The organism is Pirellulales bacterium, assembly GCA_019694455.1.
Classification (GTDB): domain Bacteria; phylum Planctomycetota; class Planctomycetia; order Pirellulales; family JAEUIK01; genus JAIBBY01.
The window spans coordinates 1-22,594 of the sequence record JAIBBY010000013.1 but is presented as its reverse complement, the minus strand read 5'-3'; the positions used below and the strand labels follow the sequence as shown (position 1 = coordinate 22,594).

The 22,594-nt window shown below is 61.5% G+C and carries 18 protein-coding genes; 14 read left to right on the top strand and 4 right to left on the bottom strand.

Features of this window, described 5'->3' with window-relative positions:
* Positions 1-112: 112 nt before the first annotated feature.
* From K1X71_07340 to K1X71_07325, 4 genes are all read left to right on the top strand, one after another.
* Positions 113-1,468, top strand: coding sequence for a DUF1501 domain-containing protein (locus K1X71_07340; GenBank protein ID MBX7072947.1), 1,356 nt, complete (start codon positions 113-115; stop codon positions 1,466-1,468).
* Between the two features lie 112 nt (positions 1,469-1,580).
* Positions 1,581-3,875, top strand: coding sequence for a PSD1 and planctomycete cytochrome C domain-containing protein (locus tag K1X71_07335; protein ID MBX7072946.1), 2,295 nt, complete (start codon positions 1,581-1,583; stop codon positions 3,873-3,875).
* Positions 3,876-3,923: 48 nt separating this feature from the next.
* Positions 3,924-5,369, top strand: a complete 1,446-nt coding sequence (locus K1X71_07330) for a DUF1501 domain-containing protein (GenBank protein MBX7072945.1) — start codon at positions 3,924-3,926, stop codon at positions 5,367-5,369.
* A gap of 34 nt (positions 5,370-5,403) precedes the next feature.
* Complete coding sequence (locus tag K1X71_07325) at positions 5,404-5,973, top strand: peptidylprolyl isomerase (GenBank protein MBX7072944.1); 570 nt, start codon at positions 5,404-5,406, stop codon at positions 5,971-5,973.
* Positions 5,974-6,049: 76 nt separating this feature from the next.
* Here the strand turns inward: K1X71_07325 and K1X71_07320 are convergent, their stop codons facing one another.
* Both K1X71_07320 and K1X71_07315 read right to left on the bottom strand, forming a co-directional pair.
* Positions 6,050-7,585 carry a hypothetical protein gene (locus tag K1X71_07320; GenBank protein ID MBX7072943.1) on the bottom strand — a complete coding sequence of 512 codons (1,536 nt, stop codon included), beginning with the start codon at positions 7,583-7,585 and terminating at the stop codon, positions 6,050-6,052.
* 244 nt (positions 7,586-7,829) lie between these two features.
* On the bottom strand, positions 7,830-9,035 hold the full coding sequence (locus K1X71_07315; protein ID MBX7072942.1) for a GNAT family N-acetyltransferase: 1,206 nt from the start codon (positions 9,033-9,035) through the stop codon (positions 7,830-7,832).
* A 252-nt stretch (positions 9,036-9,287) separates the two neighbouring features.
* Between K1X71_07315 and K1X71_07310 the strand changes: the two genes are divergently transcribed.
* From K1X71_07310 to K1X71_07275, 8 genes are all read left to right on the top strand, one after another.
* Positions 9,288-10,604: an aminotransferase class I/II-fold pyridoxal phosphate-dependent enzyme gene (locus K1X71_07310; protein MBX7072941.1), complete on the top strand. Its 1,317-nt coding sequence runs from the start codon at positions 9,288-9,290 to the stop codon at positions 10,602-10,604.
* Positions 10,605-10,769: 165 nt separating this feature from the next.
* Positions 10,770-11,633, top strand: a complete 864-nt coding sequence (locus K1X71_07305) for a hemolysin III family protein (protein ID MBX7072940.1) — start codon at positions 10,770-10,772, stop codon at positions 11,631-11,633.
* 233 nt (positions 11,634-11,866) lie between these two features.
* A complete protein-coding gene (kdpF, locus tag K1X71_07300; protein MBX7072939.1) occupies positions 11,867-11,959 on the top strand; it encodes a K(+)-transporting ATPase subunit F in 93 nt (30 codons plus the stop codon).
* Complete coding sequence (kdpA, locus tag K1X71_07295; protein ID MBX7072938.1) at positions 11,956-13,701, top strand: potassium-transporting ATPase subunit KdpA; 1,746 nt, start codon at positions 11,956-11,958, stop codon at positions 13,699-13,701. Before kdpF ends, kdpA begins: the two co-directional genes overlap by 4 nt.
* Before the next feature lie 46 nt (positions 13,702-13,747).
* A complete protein-coding gene (gene kdpB, locus K1X71_07290) occupies positions 13,748-15,817 on the top strand; it encodes a potassium-transporting ATPase subunit KdpB (protein MBX7072937.1) in 2,070 nt (689 codons plus the stop codon).
* A 59-nt stretch (positions 15,818-15,876) separates the two neighbouring features.
* On the top strand, positions 15,877-16,452 hold the full coding sequence (kdpC, locus tag K1X71_07285; GenBank protein ID MBX7072936.1) for a potassium-transporting ATPase subunit KdpC: 576 nt from the start codon (positions 15,877-15,879) through the stop codon (positions 16,450-16,452).
* A 13-nt stretch (positions 16,453-16,465) separates the two neighbouring features.
* Positions 16,466-19,198, top strand: coding sequence for a sensor histidine kinase KdpD (locus K1X71_07280; protein ID MBX7072935.1), 2,733 nt, complete (start codon positions 16,466-16,468; stop codon positions 19,196-19,198).
* A 33-nt stretch (positions 19,199-19,231) separates the two neighbouring features.
* Positions 19,232-19,906, top strand: a complete 675-nt coding sequence (locus K1X71_07275; GenBank protein MBX7072934.1) for a response regulator — start codon at positions 19,232-19,234, stop codon at positions 19,904-19,906.
* 38 nt (positions 19,907-19,944) lie between these two features.
* Here K1X71_07275 and K1X71_07270 read toward each other — a convergent pair whose 3' ends face one another.
* Positions 19,945-20,808 (bottom strand): pirin family protein, encoded by an 864-nt coding sequence (locus tag K1X71_07270; protein ID MBX7072933.1) that lies wholly within the window; start codon positions 20,806-20,808, stop codon positions 19,945-19,947.
* Positions 20,809-20,838: 30 nt separating this feature from the next.
* Positions 20,839-21,525, bottom strand: coding sequence for an isochorismatase family protein (locus K1X71_07265; GenBank protein ID MBX7072932.1), 687 nt, complete (start codon positions 21,523-21,525; stop codon positions 20,839-20,841).
* Positions 21,526-21,654: 129 nt separating this feature from the next.
* Between K1X71_07265 and K1X71_07260 the strand changes: the two genes are divergently transcribed.
* Together K1X71_07260 and K1X71_07255 are read left to right on the top strand one after the other, a co-directional pair.
* Entirely contained in the window at positions 21,655-22,017 is a 363-nt protein-coding gene (locus K1X71_07260; GenBank protein MBX7072931.1) for a helix-turn-helix transcriptional regulator, read from the top strand.
* Positions 22,018-22,128: 111 nt separating this feature from the next.
* Positions 22,129-22,594: class I SAM-dependent methyltransferase (locus tag K1X71_07255; protein ID MBX7072930.1), on the top strand; the 466-nt coding region annotated here is incomplete at its 3' end.

Here is a 22,594-nt window from a genome sequence, read left to right as displayed (position 1 = left end):
AGTTCAATCTGCCAGGGCAGCATCATACCGCAGTCGGCGCGATTGCATGACGCCAGCCAACCGATGAACTACAATCCAGCTCATGCATGGCACACGCCGCGAATTCCTCCGCATTGGCCTCACCGGGTTAACGACACTCACTTTGCCCGGCCTGCTGCGCTGCCGCGCGCAGGAGCCATCGAACCGCTCATCAACGGCGGTGCTTTTAGTGTGGCTGCGTGGCGGGTGCAGCCATTTGGACACCTACGATCCCAAACCGGAGGCCGAGGCCGAATTTCGCGGCCCTTTCGCCACCATTCCAACGAGCGTGCCCGGTCTGCGTTTTTCGGAGTTGTTGCCACGCCAAGCGCGCATCGCCGATCGGCTGGCCGTGCTGCGCTCGGTGGCGCACACTGGCGGCGGCCATCCGGCCGGTTCTTTGCAAATGCTCTCTGGCGATCCCGACGCGCAGGACAAACTGAAGCCGGCGCTGCCAGACTTCATGAGTGTGGCGTCGCACCTGCGCGCTGGCGCGCGTCGCGGCTTGCCCAACTACGTTGGCGTGAATCCGATCGCGCGTTACGACAGCTTCACAATCGCCGGTCCTGCCTACTTGGGTCCGCAGTACGAACCGTTCGCTGTACAGGGCGATCTGAATCGGCCCAATTTCTCAGTGCCCAACGTAGGACTAGCCAACCCACACGATTCGGCTCGATACGCTTCGCGCATTGAATTGCGCCAATCGCTCGATCGGCTGCGGCGCCTGCTGAATCACGAGGCGCCCGCCCGCGCGCTGGACGAATTCGAGTCGCAGGCCTACTCGTTGCTCGCCGGCGCCGACGCGGCCAGCGCCTTCGATCTGTCCCAGGAAGACGCCGCCACGCGCGATCGTTACGGGCGAAATCAGTGGGGGCAACAATTGCTGATGGCCCGCCGACTCGTGGAGGCGGGCGTCGACATCGTCACCACCATGCTCGATGGCTCGCTCTGCGGGCGCGTCGCCAATTGGGACGATCATGCCGTCAACCATCATGTCTTTGACGCGCTCAAGTTTCGCGCGCCCTGTTTCGATCAGGCCGTCGCCGCATTGATCGAAGACATTTATCAACGCGGCCTTGATCGGCGCGTGCTGGTGGTTGTGGCTGGAGATTTTGGTCGCACGCCGCGTATTTCGTACGCCGCCAGCAGCGGCGCCGGCGTCGCCAGCGCCCCGGCCGGAGTCTCGCAGCCAGGCCGAGATCATTGGCCGTTGGCCAATTCGATTCTCTTCGCTGGCGGCGGCATCCGCACCGGCCAGATCATCGGGGCCACCGACGCACGTGGCGAAGAGGTCGTCGAACGACGTGTGGGGCCGCATGATTTTCTCGCGACCATCTATCGGCATCTCGGCATCGACTACAAAACCGTCGCCCTCCCCGACTTCTCGGGTCGGCCACGCCCCATCGTGACCGATGGCGACGCGATCCCCGAACTGGCGCGCTCATCGTAGCCTCCCGAGCAGCGACCAGCGGACCGCGCAATTGCTTGTATCGCCGGAGGTCGGCATTGATAATGTGCCCGGCGCGTAGCATTTTTCGCAACGGCCTGGAGGTCATTGATCGATGTCTCGCCGAGCGAACCCTTTCCAGCGCGGATTAGGCACGGCAGGCCATGCGCTGCCGAGTTTCTGCGCGCTGTGGTTGAGTATCGTCTGCAGCACCGCTCCGGCGAAAGCCGAGCCGCCACCCACTGCCGCCGCGATTGACTTCGATCATCAAATCGCCCCCATCTTGGTCCGGCGCTGCCTGGGGTGCCACAACGCCAGCGAGCGGAGCGGTGGGCTGCTGCTCGAAACTCGTGGCGGCTTGATGCAAGGTGGCGATAGCGGCCCAGCGTTTGACGATTCGCAGCCCGGCGCGAGCCTGCTTTTGGCGCGGGTTGAAGCGGGAGAAATGCCGCCGCCAGTAGAAGATAAGCCGACGCCAATGCCCACCAGTGAGATCGAACTGATACGCGCTTGGGTCAAGGGGGGCGCTGTCTGGTCCGCAGCGCGCGCGCTCAGTCCCTATGAGTTCGGCACCGAAAAGCGCGCCGGTCTCGATTGGTGGTCGCTGCAACCGGTCAATAGAGTCGATCCTCCCAGCGTGTCGACGACAGATCGCGTGACCAACCCGGTCGACCGCTTTGTATTGGCGCGGCTCGAAGCCGCTGGGCTTTCGTTGGCGCCGCGCGCCGAGCGCCGGACCATCATTCGGCGACTCTACGAGGACCTGATCGGGCTGCCGCCAACTTACGAAGAGATCGAAGCGTTCGCCGCCGACGAATCGCCGGGCGCGTATGACGCGCTGGTCGATCGCCTGTTGGCCTCTCCTCATTTTGGTGAGCGCTGGGGGCGCTTTTGGCTCGACTTGGCGCGGTTCGCCGACACCTGTGGCTACGAGCGCGATCAAGAAAAGCCGCATGCTTGGCGCTATCGCGATTGGGTGATCGACGCCATCAACCGCGATCTGCCTTTCGACGATTTCGTGCGTCAACAACTCGCCGGCGACGAATTGCCAGACGCCTCGGAGCAGACCGTCATCGCCACGGGCTTTTTGCGATTGGGCGCGTGGAACGACGAGCCCAACGACCCCTTGGAATACAAATACGAACGACTCGATGACCTGATTCACACTACCACCACGGCCTTCCTCGGCCTGACGGTGCGGTGCGCCCGCTGCCACGACCACAAGTTCGATCCCATTCGCCAGACCGACTACTACCGCATAGCCGCCGTGTTTTGGGCCGGCCATGTCGAGCCGCGCGAAGCCGCGCTGCTGGGCGGACCCAACCGCGACGAATTAGGGTACGACGTATTGGGCTATACCGATCGGTCGCCCGCGCCTCCTCCGCTGCAACTGTTGCGAAAAGGTGATCCGGCGCGGCCTGAGCAGGAAGTGGCGCCTGGTTATTTATCGTGTGTGGGGGCGCTTGATCGCGCGATGTCCCCTCCGCCAGATGACGCCAAAACCTCGCACCGACGGCGGCAATTGGCCGAGTGGATTGTCGATCCTCAAAATCCACTCACCGCGCGCGTCGCAGTCAATCGACTTTGGCAGCATCATTTTGGCGCCGGACTGGTTCGCACGCCCGACAACGTAGGCTTCGCGGGTGACCGACCCACGCATCCTCAGTTGCTCGACTGGTTGGCCCACGAACTGGTGGCCGGCGGTTGGCGCATGAAGCGGATGCACAAGCTGCTGGTGATGAGCGAAACCTATCGGCAATCGTCGATTCATCCACGGCACGCGGATCTCGCGGTGCAGGATGCGGATAATCAACTTTGGTGGCACGCGCGCCGCCGGCGTCTGGACGCCGAGGCGCTGCGCGACGCATTGTTGTCAGTGGCCGGCCAACTCGATCCAGCGGTCGGCGGCCCCAGCTTTCGCCCAGACATCAGCCCCGAGGCGTTAGAGGGCCTTTCACGCAAGAACGCCGCCGGGCAGCCTTCGCCGCCGGAGCAGCAGCGCCGCCGCAGCGTCTATATGTTCAGCCAACGATCGCTGCTCGCGCCGCTGATGACGGTGTTCGACTTTTGTGACACCACGCAACCCTGCGCGCAGCGCGACGTGACCATCGTGGCGCCGCAGGCGCTGGCGCTTTTGAACAACGCCTTTGCCCACCAAATGAGCGCTGCGCTGGCCGAACGCGCGATGTCCACGGACGACAATGCCGCCATCGTGCGTCTCTGGCAACTGGCGCTCGGCCGGCGCCCAAGCGACACCGAACGCGCCGCGGCGCATGAGCACCTGTTGACTCAGACTCGCCATTACCAAACCGCGACTTCCAGCGAGCAATCCAACAACTCGCGGCGCTTGGCGCTCTTGTCGTTGAGCCATGTGCTCCTCAACTGCAATGAGTTTCTTTATGTCGATTAGCAATCGCCGGAGCGCGTGACCATGCCGCCAGCCCCCTCGACGCGATCGATGTTTCCGTGCGGACTCACGCGGCGCGAACTGCTCTGGCAGATGGGGAGCGGATTCGCCGGTTTGGCCCTGACCAGTTTGCTGGAAGGAGACGGCTTCTTTGCCCGTCAGGCCATTGCCGCCACTTCGGCGCCGGTCAATCCGCTGGCGCCCAAGCCGCCCCACTTCGCCACTCCCGCGAAGAGCGTGATCTTTTTGATGATGAACGGCGGCCCAAGCCAGGTCGATACCTTCGATCCTAAGCCCGAACTCGAGCGATATGCCGGACAGCCACTGCCGAGTGGAAAAAAGTTCATCAATTCGGGCGGCCGCGCCATCGGTTATTTGACCCCTGCGCAGCGGCCCTTCCGCCCCGGCGGCCAAAGCGGCCTGCCGATCTCCGACTACTTTCCAAATCTGCGCGAGCATGCCGATCGGCTGGCGATCGTTCGATCGTGTCATGCCGATAGTCACGCTCACGGATCGGCGCTGGTGCAAATGAACACCGGCAAGCCGCTCATCGGCAAACCCTCGCTTGGCAGTTGGTGTGTCTATGGATTAGGCAGCGAAAATCAGGATCTGCCGGCCTATGTCGTCATGCTCGACAAACGCGGCGGTCCGATCAGCGGCCAACCCAATTGGTCGAGCGGATACATGCCCGCCACCTTTCAAGGCACGCTCTTCCGGCCCGTGGGCAACCCGATTCTCGACCTTGCCGGTCCACCCTATCTCGATCGAACGGCGCAGCGCGAGCAACTCGATCTGTTGGCGCAACTCAATGCCGAGCATTTGGCCGCGCGGCCCGACGGCGAGGAACTGGTCGCCCGCGCCCATAGCTACGAACTCGCGTATCGCATGCAAACAGCGACGCCGGAAGCAGTCGATCTGAAGCAGGAGACGCAAGCCACGCTCGACATGTATGGCGTCGGCCGGAAGCCGACCGACGAGTTTGGCCGCAACTGCCTGATTGCCCGACGATTGGTCGAACGTGGAGTGCGATTCGTGCAACTCTACTCCGGCGGCGGGCATCTGGAAGACACCTGGGACGCGCATGAAAGCGTGGAAAAGAACCACGGTCAGCATGCGGCCGAGGTCGATCAGCCGATCGCGGGGTTGCTGACCGACCTGATGCAGCGGGGCCTATTGGATTCGACCCTCATCGTGTGGGGCGGCGAATTTGGTCGCATGCCATTTGCCGAAGGGGTTGGCAAACCGGGCAGAAACCATAATCCTTATGGCTTCAGCATGTGGCTGGCAGGCGCCGGCGTGCGGGGCGGAGTCGCCTACGGGGCCACGGACGATTTTGGTTTTGAGGCGGTGGTCGACAAGGTGCATGTCCACGATTTGCACGCCACCATTCTGCACCTGATGGGGATCGACCATACACGACTCACCTATTTTCATCAGGGCCGTGACGAGCGATTGACCGACGTGTACGGCAACATTGTTCGCGGTATCCTGGCCTAGCCGAAGCAAACAACAAACTTGGAAGGAGCGACGGATGACTTCTCAATTGATTCTCTTGACGGTGGTTGGATTGGCGCTGGGGGCCTCGGCCGCCCGCGCCGCCGACGAGAACGCGCTGCCCCGCTGCTTTATGGACATCACCGCCGATGGCCAGGAGCTAGGCCGGATCGTCATCGAATTGCGTAGCGACGTCGTGCCCAAGACCGCCGAGAATTTTCGCGCCTTATGCACCGACGAGAAAGGCTTTGGCTACAAGGGAAGCGCGTTCCACCGCGTCATTCCCGAGTTCATGTGCCAAGGGGGCGATTTCACCCGCGGCAACGGTACGGGCGGCAAGTCGATCTACGGCGAAAAGTTCGCCGACGAAAACTTCAAGCTCAAGCACACCGGTCCTGGCGTGCTTAGCATGGCCAACGCCGGACCCAATACGAACGGTTCGCAGTTTTTCCTCTGCACCATCAAGACCGACTGGCTCGACGGCAAGCATGTCGTCTTCGGTCAGGTGGTCGAGGGCATGGATGTGGTGAAGAAGATCGAAGGCCTCGGTTCTCGCTCGGGCGCGACCCAAGCCAAGATCGTGATCGCCGATTGCGGTCAACTCTAATTCGTTGCTCACAGCGCCGGAGCGCGATCGGCCGATCGCGCTCCGGCTAGCTGCGCGCTAGTCGCGGCAATATCCGCTAGGCCAACAATCGTGCGGCCTCGGAGACTCCCGGCGCGGGGTAGCCGTATTGACTGGCGCTCACGCGGGCCAAGCCGACCAATTGTCCCCAGCGTAGCGCCGGACGGATGTTGGCGAATTCCTCCATCGCGGTTTGATAGTACTTCTCCGCGTGCAGCGCGCCGTCTTCGCTAATCGCAAATTGGCGCAACAGGTCGCACAGCGCTGGCGCGGCCAATCCCGCGTCGCCATAGCGCTGCGCCAGCGCCGCCGCGCGACGTTGATCCTTGTTCTGGATCGCCGCACCAATTTCCGCCAACAACTTCTCCGGCGCCACGTCGCGAATCGATTCCAAATCGGCCGCCGCCGGGTACAGATCGCTCGGCGTCCGCTTTTGACCGCCGGTGTGAAACGCGCCCACGATCAGGCTGGTCACGGCTGTATGCGGGTTGCCGGCGAGCGCGATGTTGCGCCAGGCGTTTGCCGCATCCGAGGCGTGCACCCCCACCGAATCGCCATGCACGCTGCCGGCTGGCTTGTTCGCGCTGGCGTACTGTTCTGGTCGGCCCGGATCGGTGAGCAGCAGCCGATTGGCGGCCAAAGACAACGCCTCGGCGATGTCGGGCGGAGCAAAGCCTTCTGCCAGCGCCGCCGCCACCGCTTCCGCCGCCTCTTCGCGGCTGCCGTGGTGAATCGCCCCCGCCAACTGGTCCACCCAGTCGTCGCCGGCCCTCCGCGCGCCTGGCGCGGCGTCGTGCAACTTGTACTGGTCGAGCAGCTTTGGCAGCACCTGACGCACTGCCGGCTCTGGACCTCCCTTGGCCATTCGCTCTTGCTCAAAATCGACGCAATACCGCACCGACTGACGAAGCAGGGTATGCGAATGCTCGGCCCCCGCTAGCGGCAATAGCGACCAAGATCGCCACACCAACACCACGCGATGCACGTTCACATCGTCCTGAATGGTGGGCTGCAAATCGTTGAACGCTTCTTCGCGATCGTCGGCGACCATTCGCGCCAACAGCGCCTCGGCCGCCGGCAAGTCGGCCTGCCGCACCAAAGTTCGCAGTTCGTCGGCGCTGCCGGTGTGCGCCGCCGACGCTTCGACCGGGTGCATCGCGTCGTCGTCTTCTTTTTGATCTTGAATCTGCTTGATGTTGCGATATAGCACCTTCATAATCGGCAGCAATTGCCTGCCGCGCGGTTCATTGCCGGCCATCGCAAAGGCGGGCGCCAGCGCCATCAGCGCGTGATAGCCAATGTAGTCGTGCCCCCCCAGGGCGCGCGCGTTGGCCAACGCCGCCGCGGCGACAAGTTGCTTGGCCGTGGCGCCCCCCTGGGCCGCCGCCACCACACGCGGCAGAAACTGGTCGATCGGCGTGTCGGCCATCAGGCCTACCAGTGAATCCAGCTCGCCGAATTGCAGTCGTGACACGGATTCGGCGGCTAGGCAACGGCCAAAGCCAAGATCAGTCGCAAGTCCAGTGCCCAAACTGGCAATCAGCGCCCCGTGTCCCACATCGGCCAGAAACCGGCGGCGTGTCGTGCTTTGCATGGCGGGGCTCCTTGCGTGAGGAAACGCTTTCGAGAGTGAGCGGCAGCCAACGTACGGGCCACTGACTCGCGCGCGATGAGCGACGCCAAAACGAATTGCGACAGATTCCAGCGGCGCGCGGCCAGCGGAACGCCGTTTATTGAATCACCGCCAACGCCAACCGGCAAACATTTTTCGCATACCGGCCGGCGACTGGTGCGCTTTTGTACGAGGCGCCATTCGGGTCCCGCCCGCCCTGCATGGATCAAATGCCTCGCTCGTAGATGCGGAATCGCTTGTAACGCCGCGCTCCCACGCTTTCCACGGTGCGATTGATCATCTCGTTGTCCTCCAGGGTCCAACCGAGCTCCGCGCCCTGGTAACCCAACTGATGCTTGCCGTATTGAAAGATGCGCAAGATCATCAGCTCCGCAATGCCGCGCTTGCGGAACGCGGGCAGCACTCCCAACACCGCCATCCGCGCGGTTTGAATGCGTTTCATGCCACGCAGCAGGCGGAACAGGCCAATCGGCAGTCCCCAAGTCGTCAGTTTGCCGCCCATCGGCCGGATCGCCTCGTTCACGTCAGGCAGCGTCACGCAGAATCCCACGGGCTGACCTGCCACTTCGGCCAGTAGCAGCAACTCGGGCACAGCCGTTTTTTTGAGTTGATGCGCCAGATGATGGAACTCGTCGGGCGTCATCTGCACAAAGCCCCACGACTTCTCCCAGGCCTGGTTATACACCTGCATGCAGAGGTCGATCTCCGCCTCAAAGTCGTCGACCCGCACCGGGCGGATCGTCACGCCTCCGCGCTTGGCGATGCGTTCGGCGCGGCGCACCCATTCTTCGAGCTTGGGCGCTTCACCGTCAAACCACCAGGCATAAGTATCCTTGGCCTTTTCCAGCCCCCATGCTTCCAGGCGTTCGGTGTAGTACGCCGGATTGTGGTTCATCATCACGCGCTGCGGCGTGTCAAAACCTTCCACCAACAGACCGGCGGGATAGTTAGTTGAATAGTCGATCGGCCCCATGATGGATGTCCGGCCGCGCGCTCGCAGCCAGCGCGCCGCGGCGTCGAGCAACGCGCGGGCCACCTCGGGGTCGTCGATCGTTTCGAACATGCCAAAGCAGCCAACGTTGGCGGCATGTTCGGCGTTGTAGTGAGGGTCGTCGCTGACATTGATGCGCCCCACCACTTGCCCCTGCCGGCGCGCCAAGAACTGCACCGCGGCGCCATGCTTGTAGAACGGGTGCTTAGCCGGGTCGATCGACGCATGCGCCTCCAATTTGAGCTGCGGACACCAGTTGGAATCGCCTTGATAGATCGTATACGGGAAGTCGACAAATTCCTGGCGCTCGCGCCGCGTGCGAACTTGTTCAATGGTCACATTCGATCGGTTCATCTTGACGGTGACATCTCGCGGAACCGAAGTGGCCATGCGTTGGGGCGATTGAGTGAGGGTAGTCACGGCATTAACCCTTGCGATAAGTGATCTTTGCAGACGAATTAGCACGACGCTAGTTCCAGCGCAGACTGCGCTCCGGTTGTTACGCCTCCTCTCCTGGCCGATCGCCGGATGAAGACGTTTGTGCGGATTTCACCGGTCTATTTTGCGGGTGTAACGCCGATCGGCCGTCTGCGCTTGGCTTGATAGAAGCGGAACCGCGGTCAGCGGATTCCAAAGCGAACTTCGACCTTCAGAACCGGCCGGGAGCCTGCCATGACCACCACGCTGCAAATCGCCCACGCTCAACAACCTTCGCCAGAAACCAACGAAGAATACTCGCTTGTCGAGGTGCTCCGCGCCCGAGAAAACGGCGTCGATTTTCGCACCGCCGCCGCCATGTTCGCCAGCGCCGTCGAGCACTTCGAGGCGAAAGGGCACAACCTATATCGCCGGATGCTGCTCGAACCGAACGACGCCGAGGCGCTGGTCGACTATCCGCGCGAGTCGTTCGAACGCCGTATGATCATGCTTGCCAGCAATAATTATCTCGGACTTGCCAATCACCCGCGGGTGATCGAGGCCGCCTGCGAGGCCGCTCACCTGTACGGCGCCGGCGCCGGCAGCTCGCCGCTGTTGGTCGGCACCTTCCCCACCACCCGCCGCCTGGAAACCAAGCTGGCGAGCTTCAAGGGCGCCGAAGAAGCGTGCGTCTTCGCCACCGGGTACTCGGCCAACGTCGGCGTCATCTCCGCCGTTTGCGGCAAGAACGATGTGGTCATTCTCGATCGCCTCTCGCATGCCAGCATGGTCGACGGCGCCAATCTCTCGGGAGCGCAAATCAAAGTCTTTCGGCACAACGATGTGGATCATCTCGATCGCGTCTTGCGCCGAAACCGCGACGCCAAGACGCGTCTGGTCGCCGTCGAGGGCATCTACAGCATGGATGGCGACGCCGCGCCGCTCGACGAAATCCTCAAGGTCGTTCGCCGGCACGATGCGTTGCTCTTGGTCGACGAAGCGCACTCCACCGGCGTGCTCGGCGAGGGCGGCCGTGGCGCCACTGCGCATTTTGGCGTGGAGGGACAGATCGATCTCCATGTCGGCACCCTCAGCAAGGCCCTCGGCGCTTGCGGCGGGTTTGTCGCCGGCAACTACGACCTGGTGAACTACATCCGCTACTTCGCTCGCTCGGGCATGTTCTCCACGGCCCCTTCGCCCATGGTCACCGCCGCCGCCGCCGCGCTAGATGTGATTCAATCCGAACCGTGGCGCGTCGATCAACTGTGGGACAACTGCCGGTTCATGCACAGCGAGTTGAAGCGGCTGGGCTTCACGATCAGCGGGGCGCCTAGCCCGATCATTCCGGTGATCGTCGGCTCGATGCCGATCTTGCGGCAGATGACGCTTGAACTGCATCAGGCGAACATCTGCGTCAATTCGGTCCCCTTTCCAGCGGTGCCGCACGGCAGCGAGCGCTTGCGAATCAGCCTCACGGCCAATCACACCCGCGAGCAACTGGTCGAGGCGCTGCGATGTCTGGAGCGAGCGGCCTACAACGCCGGCTTGTTCCAATCCAAGGCGGTTGCCTGACACGAGTTTCCCCATCGCTCCGATCGATCGCGCGGCCGCGCCGAAACCGGACCGCAGCCGCGCGACGTCGATCGTTCCGCGCGATGAATTGAAGAAGATGGCTGATTCGCTGTAACGAATCGTTGCAAATTGCGCGAGAGAAAGTGGGCAACAGGAGATACACTCATGGCCGCGCTCACTGGATCGTTTCGACTCGCCGATGTCGCTTCATCGGCCCTCGCGCCCCGCAAATCGGCTGCTACCCGCAGTTCTGTGTCCCCTGCCCAAAGTGCTGCCGCACTCGTCCGGGCTGCTGCCTCCGCCGCGCCACCGATCGAATCGAATCTGTGGTCACAGCTTGCGACCGCCACGGCTCACTTGGCTCAGGCCCTCCAGCGTCCAGCCGATCACGCTCGTAGCGCCGCGGAATCGGTGGCCGAGGAGCGGCTGAACACCTGGACGCACGGCCTGGGGTTGGCGCTGAGTGTGATCGGCGTTGCTTACCTCGCCACCTGGTCGCTGATGATGGGGGGCGCCGCGCGCGTGACTGCGTGCGGATTTTATGGCGCCACGCTGTTGCTCATGTACGCTGCATCCACTTTGTACCACAAGGCGCAATGCCCACGACGGAAGCTGCGACTGCAGCTTTGCGATCATGCGGCGATCTACCTGTTCATCGCCGGCACGTACACGCCTTTTCTCGTCATCCTGATGCGCAATCCCATGGGTTATGGGTTGCTCGCGGCTGTCTGGTCGCTCGCCGCCGTTGGCGTCTATAACAAGGTGCGCCACGCCAACTGCCTGGAACAGACCTCGCCCCTGCCGTGCCTCTGCTTGGGCTGGCTTGTGATTATCGCCTTCAAGCCCCTGCTCGCAGTGTTGCCACTTGGCGGATTGCTGCTGTTGTTCGCGGGCGGCGTCAGCTATTCCGCTGGCGTGGTCTTCTTTTGCCGCGACGACAAGCCTGGCTTCCACGCCATTTGGCATCTGTTCGTGATGGGGGGCTCCGCGCTGCACTTTGGCGCCATCGCCATCTATGTGGCGGCCTGAGCGTCGTTGTCCATCGTGCGCCTCCTTAGCGCGGTCTTAGCGCGCCGACGGCCATTCTTAGCAGCAATTTGGCGCGCATGTCGCCAGAATTGGGCGAAAGAGAAATCTATGTGATTTCTCCAGATCGAGTGGGAGACTCGCGTCATGGATTTGCTGTATCTAGGCGTCACGCTGGTGTTCTTCGCCGCCACCGCCGCGCTCCTTTGGCTTTGTGGGGCGGTAGGAGAACAACGATGAGCGCCATTTATGTTTTCGGGGCAGTTGTCAGCCTGCTGCTGCTTGTTTACCTGATCATTGCGTTGCTCAAGCCGGAGTGGTTTTCATGACTGCGGTCGCGATCGGACAGTTGCTGTTGTTTGTCATCGTGCTAACCCTGATCGTCAAACCGCTTGGTAGCTACATGGCTCGTGTCTATCAAGGAGAGCCCTGCGGACTCGATCGCGGAATCGGTTGGATCGAACGCGGCTGCTATCGGCTCGCCGGTGTTGACCCCAATGAAGAGATGGGTTGGAAAAAGTACGCCGCCGCGATGCTGGTGTTTAACCTGCTGGGGCTCTTGGCGGTATATGGCCTGCAGCGAGCCCAGCATCGATTGCCGCTGAATCCCGAGGCCATCGCTGCAGTGTCGCCCGATCTGGCGTTCAACACGGCCGTTAGCTACGCCACCAACACCAACTGGCAGGCATACAGTGGCGAGTCGACCCTCAGCTATCTCAGCCAAATGTTGGGACTCACGGTGCAAAACTTTGTTTCCGCCGCGACGGGCATGGCGATGTTGGTGGCGCTCATTCGCGGCATCACTCACCGCTCGGCGACAACCCTGGGCAGTTTCTGGGTCGATCTCACACGCAGCACCCTATATATACTCATGCCGCTCTCGATCGCGCTGGCGCTCGCGCAGGTGTCTCAAGGGGTTGTGCAGACGCTCCGGCCGTATGAAACGGTGACTCTCGTCGAGCCAACGACTGACGCTAATGGACAGGTCGTCACGACACAGCGATTGGCGCTCGGGCCGGCCGCATCGCAAATCGCCATCAAGCAGCTCGGCACCAATGGAGGTGGTTTCTTCGGCGTCAATTCGGCTCATCCGTTTGAGAACTCCACTCCGCTTTGCAACTTTCTGGAGTGTCTTGCAATTCTGATTCTGCCCGCAGCCCTGTGTTACACCTTCGGGCTGATGGTCGGCGATGCGCGCCAAGGTTGGGCGATCTACACCGCGATGCTGTTGATTTTTGTGGGCCTGCTTGGCGTGTGCTATTGGGCCGAACAGACAGGTAACCCCCTGTTCGGCGAGCTTGGCGTCGATGAACGAGCCAGCGCGGGGCAAGGAGGCGGAAACATGGAAGGCAAGGAGGTCCGGTTCGGAGTTGCGGCGTCCGCGCTCTGGGCAACCGTCACCACTGCCGCGTCCAATGGAGCAGTGAACTCCATGCACGATTCGTATACGCCGCTTGGCGGACTCGTCCCGATGTGGCTGATGCAGTTGGGCGAGGTCGTCTTTGGTGGTGCTGGCAGCGGCCTCTATGGCATGTTGATGTTCGCCATCATCGCCGTCTTCATCGCGGGTCTCATGGTGGGTCGGACTCCTGAATACCTCGGTAAGAAGATCGAGGCCTATGAGATGAAGATGGCCTCGCTGGTGATACTTTTTCCCCCATTGGTTGTATTGGGATTCACAGCGCTCGCCATTGTCACAACGGCCGGCACGGCAACCATCTCCAATCCCGGCGCTCACGGCCTGAGCCAGGTGCTTTACGCCTTTTCTTCCGCCGGCAACAACAACGGCAGCGCGTTCGCTGGACTCGGCGCGAACAACGTCTTTTACAATCTCACTACCGGAATCGCGATGCTCGTCTCTCGGTACTGGCTGGCCGTGCCCGTGTTGGCCATTGCCGGTTCACTGGCGCAGAAAAAGTACACTCCACCCGGCGCTGGCACGCTACCCACGCACACGCCGCTGTTTGTGGTCATGCTGATCGGCGTGGTGATCGTAGTTGGCGCCCTCACGTTCATCCCCGCGCTGGCGCTCGGACCGATTGTTGAGCATCTGCTGATGCTCGGCTACTGATTGATTCATTGCTTGTTGAACAACTTGTAAAGAGAACAAAAATAGAATGACCACGCAGGCCAAAGCTCGACCGCTCTGGGATCCCCCGATCGTTCAGCGCGCGATGATGGATTCGCTGAAAAAGCTCGATCCGCGACGCCAAGTTCGCAATCCCGTGATGTTCACCGTGTACGTCGGTAGCGCCATCACGACGGTGCTGCTGGCGCAAGCGCTGGCTGGACAGGGCGAGGCGAGCGCCGGCTTTATCGGCGCCATCGCCGCCTGGCTGTGGTTCACCGTGCTGTTCGCCAACTTTGCCGAGGCAATGGCTGAAGGCCGTGGCAAGGCCCAGGCCGACACCATGCGGCAATCTCGCCGCGACACGTTTGCGAAGCGTTTGGTCGAGCCAAGGCGCGACGCCACAGCGTTGCAAGTCGCTTCCAGCGCTTTGCGCACCGGCGACATTGTGCTGGTCGAAGCCGGCGACTACATCCCGGGCGATGGCGAGGTGATCGAGGGTGTGGCCTCGGTGGACGAAAGCGCCATCACTGGCGAAAGCGCGCCAGTGATCCGCGAGAGCGGCGGCGATCGCAGCAGCGTCACGGGCGGTACACGTGTCCTTTCGGATTGGATCATCGTCCGCATCACCGCCAATCCGGGCGAAACCTTTCTCGACCGCATGATCGGCTTGGTCGAAGGCGCCAAGCGCCAAAAGACGCCCAACGAAATCGCGCTGGATATTCTGCTCGCGGCAATGACCATCATCTTCCTGCTGGCTTGCGTCACCTTACTGCCGCTCTCGATATATAGCGCGAAAGCCGCGGGCCAAGGGCAACCAGTTACGGTCACAGTCTTGATTGCGTTGCTTGTGTGCTTGATACCCACCACCATTGGTGGATTGCTGTCCGCGATCGGCATCGCTGGCATGGATCGCATGATCCAGGCTAATGTCATCGCCATGTCGGGCCGCGCGGTCGAGGCCGCCGGCGACGTCGATGTGTTGCTGCTGGATAAGACCGGCACCATCACCCTTGGCAACCGGCAAGCGGTCGAGTTCTTGCCTGCGGATCAAGTGGGTGTGCAGCAGTTAGCCGATGCCGCACAACTGGCATCGCTCGCCGACGAAACGCCGGAAGGGCGGAGCATCGTTGTGCTGGCCAAGGAAAAGCACGGCTTGCGCGGCCGGGAACTACACGATCACGCGGCGCACTTCATCCCTTTTTCGGCACAGACACGGATCAGCGGCGTCGATATTGATGGTCGCCAAATTCGCAAAGGGGCAGCCAGCGCCATCGAAACGTTCGTCGCGGCGTCTGGCGGCCAGATCAATTCCAACGTGATGCTCGATGTGCAGCGCGTCTCCAAGGCGGGAGGCACGCCACTCGTAGTTGCCGATGGGGCGAAGGCCCTTGGCGTCGTCCATCTCAAAGACATTGTCAAAGGTGGGATCAAAGAGCGATTCGCCGAGTTGCGGCAGATGGGCATCAAAACCATCATGATCACCGGCGACAACCCGCTCACTGCCGCGGCGATCGCCGCTGAGGCCGGAGTCGATGACTTTCTAGCGCAGGCCACGCCAGAGGCCAAGCTCAAGCTCATTCGAGAGTATCAAGCCGGCGGGCGACTAGTCGCCATGACTGGCGACGGTACGAACGATTCTCCAGCGCTGGCTCAGGCCGATGTGGCCGTCGCCATGAACAGCGGCACCCAAGCCGCCAAAGAGGCCGGCAACATGGTCGATCTCGATAGCAACCCCACCAAGCTCATTGAAATCGTCGGCATTGGCAAACAACTGCTCATGACTCGCGGCGCGCTGACGACTTTCAGCATCGCCAACGACGTGGCCAAATACTTTGCCATTATCCCAGCGACGTTCGCCGCCACCTATCCCGCGCTCAATGCGTTGAACGTCATGAATCTGGCGCCAGGCACCGCAATCCTGGCGGCGGTCATCTTCAACGCGCTAATCATAGTCTGCTTGATTCCTCTGGCGCTGCGCGGTGTTGGCTACCGTGCCTTGCCCGCGGCAGAACTGCTGCGTCGAAACCTGCTCGTCTATGGGCTGGGGGGGCTCATCGTCCCGTTCTTCGGAATCAAGCTCATTGACCTTGTTCTGGGCGCGCTGGGGGCGGCCTGATCGGTCATGTGTCCATCCCGCCCAACGACTATTTATTCGACTTGAGGAGACAGTCCGTCATGTTGAAGATTGTCCGCTCCGCATTACTTCTACTCGCGCTATTGTCTTTACTCACTGGACTAGCCTATCCGTTGCTAGTCACCGGCATCGCGGCGCAGGTGTTTCCGCACCAGGCCAACGGCAGTCTGGTGACGCGCAATGACAACGTCGTAGGGTCGGAGTTGATTGGACAATCGTTCACCGCGCAGGGTTATTTTTGGGGACGGCCGTCGGCCACTGCGCCCATGGCTTACAATGGCGCGGCCGGTGCTGGCACAAACGCCGGCCCCACGAATCCCGCCTTGCGGCAGTCAGTTGTCGATCGCTTGGCAGCGATCAAGAAGTCCCATCCAGATCAAGCCGGCGTCGTGCCAATCGACATGGTCACCTCGTCGGCTAGCGGACTCGATCCCCATATCACGCCCGCCGCGGCGCTATATCAAGCTGCGCGAGTTGCCCACGCCCGCGGACTACCCGAGCAGTCAGTCCGCGACTTGATTTCGCAGCACACGCAGACTCGTACTTTCGGTGTGTTGGGAGAGCGCCGCGTGAATGTGCTCTTGCTGAATCTCGCTCTCGATGGGCAAGCGAAATAGTAGAATAATCGATATGTCCAGCGATGGCCGTCCCAATCCCGATCAACTGCTTGCTCGCGTTGAAGCCGAAGAGGCAAAGAATCGGCGCGGAAAGCTGAAGATTTTTTTTGGCGCGGCGCCTGGCGTGGGTAAGACGTTCGCCATGTTGGAGGCAGGCCGCAAGGCGGCCAAAGAAGGCGTTGATGTCGTTGTGGGCTATCTAGAGCCCCACGCTCGCCCCGAGACTCAAGCTCTCGCACTGGGCTTGGATGCCCTCCCTCGCAAGGAAGTTCCTTATCGTGGCCAGACGTTGTTGGAGCTCGATCTCGCGACAGCGCTCGCTCGCCGGCCGGCGCTGCTGCTGGTAGACGAGCTGGCGCACACGAACGCGCCAGGGCTATTGCACGCCAAACGCTACCAGGATGTATTAGACCTGTTGGAAGCGGGCATCGACGTCTATTCCACCGTTAACGTCCAGCATCTCGAAAGCCTGAATGATCTGGTCGCGAGAATCACGGGCATTGTCGTCCGCGAAACGATTCCCGACTCGATTTTCGACCAGGCCGACGAGATCGCGCTGGTGGATATCGCTCCGGATGATCTCATCGAGCGTCTGCGCGATGGCAAGGTGTACATTGCGCAACAGGCGCAACGCGCGATCAAGAACTACTTCACCAAGGGCAATCTCATTGCGCTGCGCGAGCTGGCGTTGCGCCGCTCTGCGGAGCGCGTCGAAGCCCAGATGGACGACTTTCGCAAGGCGCATTCGATCTCGCGCATCATGCCGGCGTCGGAGAGGTTATTGGTATGTGTGACCGCCAGCCCCTCAGCGCCGCGCCTGGTCCGAGCCACCAAACGCATGGCGACCGCGTTACGGGCGCAATGGCACGCCGTGTACGTCGAGACACCCGCTCATGCCCAACCATCGGGTGAGGACCGCGACCGCCTTGCGCAAACGCTTCATTTGGCCGAACAGCTCGGCGGTGAGCCCGCTACGCTCTTTGGCGCGGATGTGGTAACGGAGCTACTGCGGTTCGCGAGTGAGAGCAACGCCACCAAGATTATTGTCGGCAAGCCGCATCAACCGCGATGGAAAGAGCTGCTGCGCGGATCATTTGTCAACGAGTTGGCCCGACGACTGGGAGACATCGACCTCTACGTCATCAGCGGCGACGCCGACGCGCGGCTGCGCGCCATGCGCGGCAGCTCGCAGCCACGCGCCTCTTGGCGCGCGTATCTGCTGGCTGCGGCGTTGCTGGCTGCGGTGACTGGGATTGGATTTGAATTGAGCGGCCGACTGCAGCCGATCAATTTGGTAATGCTGTACTTGTTGGCGCTGGTCCTTGTCGCCGCTCGCTGGGGACGTGGTCCTGCGATCTTTGCCACGATCGCCAGTGTGGCAGCGTTCGATTTCTTCTTCATCGCGCCGTATTGGAACTTCGCGGTATCCGACACCGAGTACTTGATCACTTTTGGCGTGATGCTCGTCACCGGGCTGACAATCAGCACGTTGACCAACCGAGTGCGAATGCAGGCCCAGGCCGCCGGCCAGCGCGAACGGCGCACCGCAGCCCTTTTCTCCATGAGCCGTGACTTGCTCAATGCCAGCAGCGCATTGCAAACGGCGGCTACGGCGGCGCGCCACATTAGTGTCACGTTCGACGGCGAAGTGTTTCTGCTGATTCCCAAACCGCGCAAGCCAATGCGCCCCGTCGAACTGGAAGTCATGCTGCCAATCGGGACGCCGCCGCAACCGCTGGCGGATCACGACCTGGCGGTCGCGTCTTGGGCATTCGAGAACGGCGAGGTCGCTGGCCGTGGCACCGACACTTTGCCATCCGCCGATACGACATTCTTTCCGCTCCGCGCCAACGACCAATGCGTTGGTTTGCTCGGAGTGCGCCCCGCGAAGCTAGGCGCGTTCATGGGCGCCGATCAACGACAATTGCTCGAAACGTTTGCCGGTCAACTCGCCTTGAATCTCGAACGGATCCAAGCGGCCGAGGCCGCCGATCGCGCACAGGTCGCCATCGCCACCGAACGCCTGCGCAACTCGTTGCTCAGCGCTGTCTCGCACGATTTGCGCACGCCACTCGCGACGATCATGGGCGCCAGCAGCGCGCTGGTCGACCGTGGCGACACAATGGAACTCGCGAATCGCCGCGAATTGGCGACATCTATCTACAGCGAGACCGAGCGGCTCAACTCCTTTATCGCCAATCTGTTGGAGATGACACGCCTCGAAGCCGGCGCCATGGCCCCGCGCCGAGAATGGCACTCGATCGAAGAAAGCATTGGCGTCGTGCTATCGCGATTCACGCGGCAGCTCGCCGACCGACTTGTCACGACGCATGTCGATCCTGAAATGCCGCTGGCGTCGTTCGACGAACTGTTGATCCAACAAGTGCTTGCGAATCTGGTCGAAAACGCCATCAAGTACTCGCCAAACTTGACACCCATCGATATTTCCGCCTCCACCACCGAGAGCGATTTAGTGGTCGAAGTCGCGGATCGTGGCAAAGGCATCACGACCGAGGAGGCGGCGAAGATCTTCGATAAGTTCTATCGCGCTCCTTCCGTGGCCCGTCGCGCCGGCGCCGGCTTAGGACTGGCCGTGTGCCGTGGCATCGTCGAACTGCATGGCGGCCGTATCTGGGCGGAGAACCGAGTCGGGAATGGCGCCGCAATTCGTTTTTCAATACCTCGCGGCAAGGCGCCGACCACGTCCCGTGCTGGCGCGGCCAACGACCTGTTGAGTCAATCTTAGGAGTACGAAGTAGTGTCGAGCGACCGTGCGCGCGTGCTCCTGATCGAGGACGAACAAGAGATTCGTCGGTTTCTGCGCGTGTCGCTAACGAGCGCGGGATTCGATTTGACGGAGGCGGAGGACGGTCAAGACGGCCTGCGGCAGGCCGCCATGTCGCCCCCCGACATCGTGGTGCTCGATTTGGGGCTGCCGGACATCGACGGAATGGCGGTGCTGTCGCAACTTCGCGAATGGTCGCACGTGCCCGTCATCGTGCTCTCCGCGCGCGGACGGGAATTCGAGAAAGTTCAAGCGCTTGACGCCGGCGCCGACGACTATCTTACGAAGCCATTTGGCCTGGATGAGTTGCTGGCGAGGTTGCGTGTCAGTCTGCGACACGTCAACAAGCGCGCTGGGTCCGTAACGCCCCAATTGCGCGTGCGAGACTTGGAGATCGACCTCGATGCGCGACGCACGACGATGCGCGGCCAAGAGTTGCGACTCACACCCATCGAATATCGACTACTCGCGTTTCTCGCGAGGCATGCGGGCAAGGTGCTCACGCATCGTCAATTGCTCAAGGAAGTCTGGGGACCAGATAGCGTGCACGAGACGCATTACTTGCGCGTGTACATGACCGGCCTGCGCCGCAAGATCGAGGACGAGCCCGCCCGGCCAAAATACTTGTTGACCGAGCCGGGGGTCGGCTATCGGCTGGCCGCGGAGTAAGGCTTGATCGTGCGTAGTCGAATTTCAGTCGGCGTTTACTAGGCCGGCAGATGCCCCATTTGTCCGCTCTGATAATCTCGAATGGCCTGCCGGATCTCGTTCTGGCTGTTCATCACAAACGGGCCGTGACCAACCACCGGCTCGTCGATCGGCTCGCCGGTCAACAGCAGCGCCATCGCGTCCTCGGCGCAGCTTACGGAAACATCTTGCTCTGTTCGCGACAGCATCGCCAGCTCGCCCGCGGCCACCGATTGGCCGTTGATTTCCAGCCGGCCATGCTGCACCAGCAGTATCGTGGTGTGTCCGGCTGGCGCCGGCAGCACCGCATCGTGACCAGCCTGCAATCGCAGGTCGAACACGCACAGCGGCGTCACCGTTTGCGCGGGGCCAGTCACCTCGTCCCAGGCTCCGGCGATGATACGCGCCGATCCGGCGTCATTCGCCAGTAGTTTTCGCGGAATGTGCCGGTCAAGAATCTCCTGGTAGCGCGGCGCTGACATTTTTTCTCGGGCCGGCAGATTGACCCACAATTGCGCCATTTCAAACCGGCCACCAGTGCGCGCAAACTCACGGCTGTGAAATTCGGCATGCACCACTCCAGATGCCGCCGTCATCCACTGCACGTCGCCGGGTCCGATCGTGCCGTGACTGCCCGTTGAGTCGCGATGCTCCAAGCTGCCGGCGTAAACGATCGTCACCGTCTCGAAACCGCGATGCGGATGTTCGCCCACGCCCAGTTGGCGATCTGTCGGCGCGAACTCGTGCGGGCCGCCGTAGTCCAAAAGCAAGAACGGACTCGTCTCGGCCGCGCGGTCGGCATAGGAGAACAGCGACCGCACAGGAAAACCATCTCCGACCCAGTGTTGCGCCACGTTGCGTACGACGCGTTGGACTTGTTTCATTGCGCCTTTCCTCCGGAACAACTCGCCGGTTCATTTCTTGGCAGCAGCAGTCAGCTTTTCCAGCTTTGTTTCGTGTCCCACTCGCTGCACGTTCTGCGCCTTGTCGTAACTCTCCATCAGCGCGCGATACGGCGGCACAATGTGGTCGACCATCACTTGCGCAAAGTCCATCGCGTCGGCCCGATTCCAAGTGCTCATCAGTTCGGCTAGCACCGCATAGGTATCAGTCGGCATGGCGCCGGCCTGGACGATGCGGGCCGTTGTGATGTCCGTCGCCATTGGCGACCAGTTGCCCGAGGCGTCGATGATGCAAAATACTTTGTATCCCGCGGCCAGGGCGCTCAGCGTGGGAAACGCCATGCAGACGCTCGTCAGCGTGCCGGCGATCAGCAATGTCCTTCGTCCGGTCTTTTCAATGGCCTCGACCCACTTGGGATTGTCCCAGGCATTAATTTGACCAGTCCGCGGAATGTAAATCGCCTCGGGACAGTATTCATGAATCTCGGGAATCAGCGGACCATTCGGGCCGTCCGGAACCGAGGCCGTAGTGAATGTGGGAATCTTGGCCATGTGCGCGACCTTCGCTAGCGCGCAGACATGATTTCGCAAGGTTGGCTGGTCGATGTCGCGCACCAGTTGGAACAGTCCGCTCTGATGGTCGATCAGCAGCATCACGGCGTCGTTTGGGTCGATCATCCAACGATTGGCGTCTGGCATGGAATTCTCCTATCGGATGGCTCGGCTGTACGAGGAGTCTGCACCTGTTGACAATTATTGCTGAACGATCAAAAACTCAAGTATGGGTGACTTTGTAACCAAGTATCCTAATGGATAGTAAAGGCGCTCATGGCGAACCGCGTAACGCGAAAAAACGACAAAAAGAAGGTGCGCTGTCCCGTTGAAACCACGATCGAAGCCATTGGCGGTCGCTGGAAGGTGCTGATCATCCACCATCTCTTGAACGGCACGAAGCGATTTGGCGAATTGACCCGCTTGCTCGACGGAGTCTCGGCGCGCACGCTCACACGGCAGCTTCGCGAATTGGAGAAGTCGGGCATCATCGACCGCTGCGTTCATCAGCAGATTCCGCCCAGGGTCGATTACTCGCTCACTGCCTTGGGGAGCAGGCTGCAACCGGTCCTCTACGCGATGCACGAATGGGCCGAAGCGGCCCAACGCTGCCGCACGCGGCCCAAATCGACAGGCTAACTGGCTTGCTGCGCGACCCATTGCCAAAAAAGTTGCAATGAGATTTTGAGCGCAGTCCAATACGGCCTGCTGTCATCGGCCATTGTCCGTCTCGCACCACGGTCAACAGCGATGAATGGTCTATTGCGCCACGCCGCATTTGTGCCGGAGACCGCCCTCTTGGGGCCGTCGTATAGCGTGATCAAGTATCTGATCCGCTCGCCGCGACCACTCGACGCCGAATGGACCTGGCGCTTCATCACCCGCAAGCTGTCGCCGTTCGAGGATTGGGTGCGACTCTCGTTTCCGCCGCGCTTGTTCCGCGGCGCGCTGCTCAAGCACTTCCTGCGGCCGCCGCACGAACGCGGAATCGCCGAACACTACGATGTGTCCAACGATTTTTATCAGCTCTTCCTCGATCAGAAGTACATGCTCTACTCGTGCGCCGATTACATTACCGGCCACGAAACGCTAGAAGAAGCGCAAACCAACAAGGCGCGCTTCATCATGAACCTCGTCGATCCTCAGCCGGGCGAGCAAATCTTGGAACTTGGCTGCGGCTGGGGCGGAATGTTGCAAGAGGTGTTCGATCGCACCG

Excerpts from the sequence above, each read along its gene's own strand:
- K1X71_07335 (MBX7072946.1), top strand. The coding sequence starts at position 1,581 with ATGTCTCGCCGAGCGAACCCTTTCCAGCGCGGATTAGGCACGGCAGGC.
- K1X71_07330 (MBX7072945.1), top strand. The coding sequence starts at position 3,924 with ATGTTTCCGTGCGGACTCACGCGGCGCGAACTGCTCTGGCAGATGGGG.
- K1X71_07325 (MBX7072944.1), top strand. The coding sequence starts at position 5,404 with ATGACTTCTCAATTGATTCTCTTGACGGTGGTTGGATTGGCGCTGGGG.
- K1X71_07320 (MBX7072943.1), bottom strand. The coding sequence starts at position 7,585 with ATGCAAAGCACGACACGCCGCCGGTTTCTGGCCGATGTGGGACACGGG.
- K1X71_07310 (MBX7072941.1), top strand. The coding sequence starts at position 9,288 with ATGACCACCACGCTGCAAATCGCCCACGCTCAACAACCTTCGCCAGAA.
- K1X71_07305 (MBX7072940.1), top strand. The coding sequence starts at position 10,770 with ATGGCCGCGCTCACTGGATCGTTTCGACTCGCCGATGTCGCTTCATCG.
- kdpF (MBX7072939.1), top strand. The coding sequence starts at position 11,867 with ATGAGCGCCATTTATGTTTTCGGGGCAGTTGTCAGCCTGCTGCTGCTT.
- kdpA (MBX7072938.1), top strand. The coding sequence starts at position 11,956 with ATGACTGCGGTCGCGATCGGACAGTTGCTGTTGTTTGTCATCGTGCTA.
- kdpB (MBX7072937.1), top strand. The coding sequence starts at position 13,748 with ATGACCACGCAGGCCAAAGCTCGACCGCTCTGGGATCCCCCGATCGTT.
- kdpC (MBX7072936.1), top strand. The coding sequence starts at position 15,877 with ATGTTGAAGATTGTCCGCTCCGCATTACTTCTACTCGCGCTATTGTCT.
- K1X71_07280 (MBX7072935.1), top strand. The coding sequence starts at position 16,466 with ATGTCCAGCGATGGCCGTCCCAATCCCGATCAACTGCTTGCTCGCGTT.
- K1X71_07270 (MBX7072933.1), bottom strand. The coding sequence starts at position 20,808 with ATGAAACAAGTCCAACGCGTCGTACGCAACGTGGCGCAACACTGGGTC.
- K1X71_07265 (MBX7072932.1), bottom strand. The coding sequence starts at position 21,525 with ATGCCAGACGCCAATCGTTGGATGATCGACCCAAACGACGCCGTGATG.
- K1X71_07260 (MBX7072931.1), top strand. The coding sequence starts at position 21,655 with ATGGCGAACCGCGTAACGCGAAAAAACGACAAAAAGAAGGTGCGCTGT.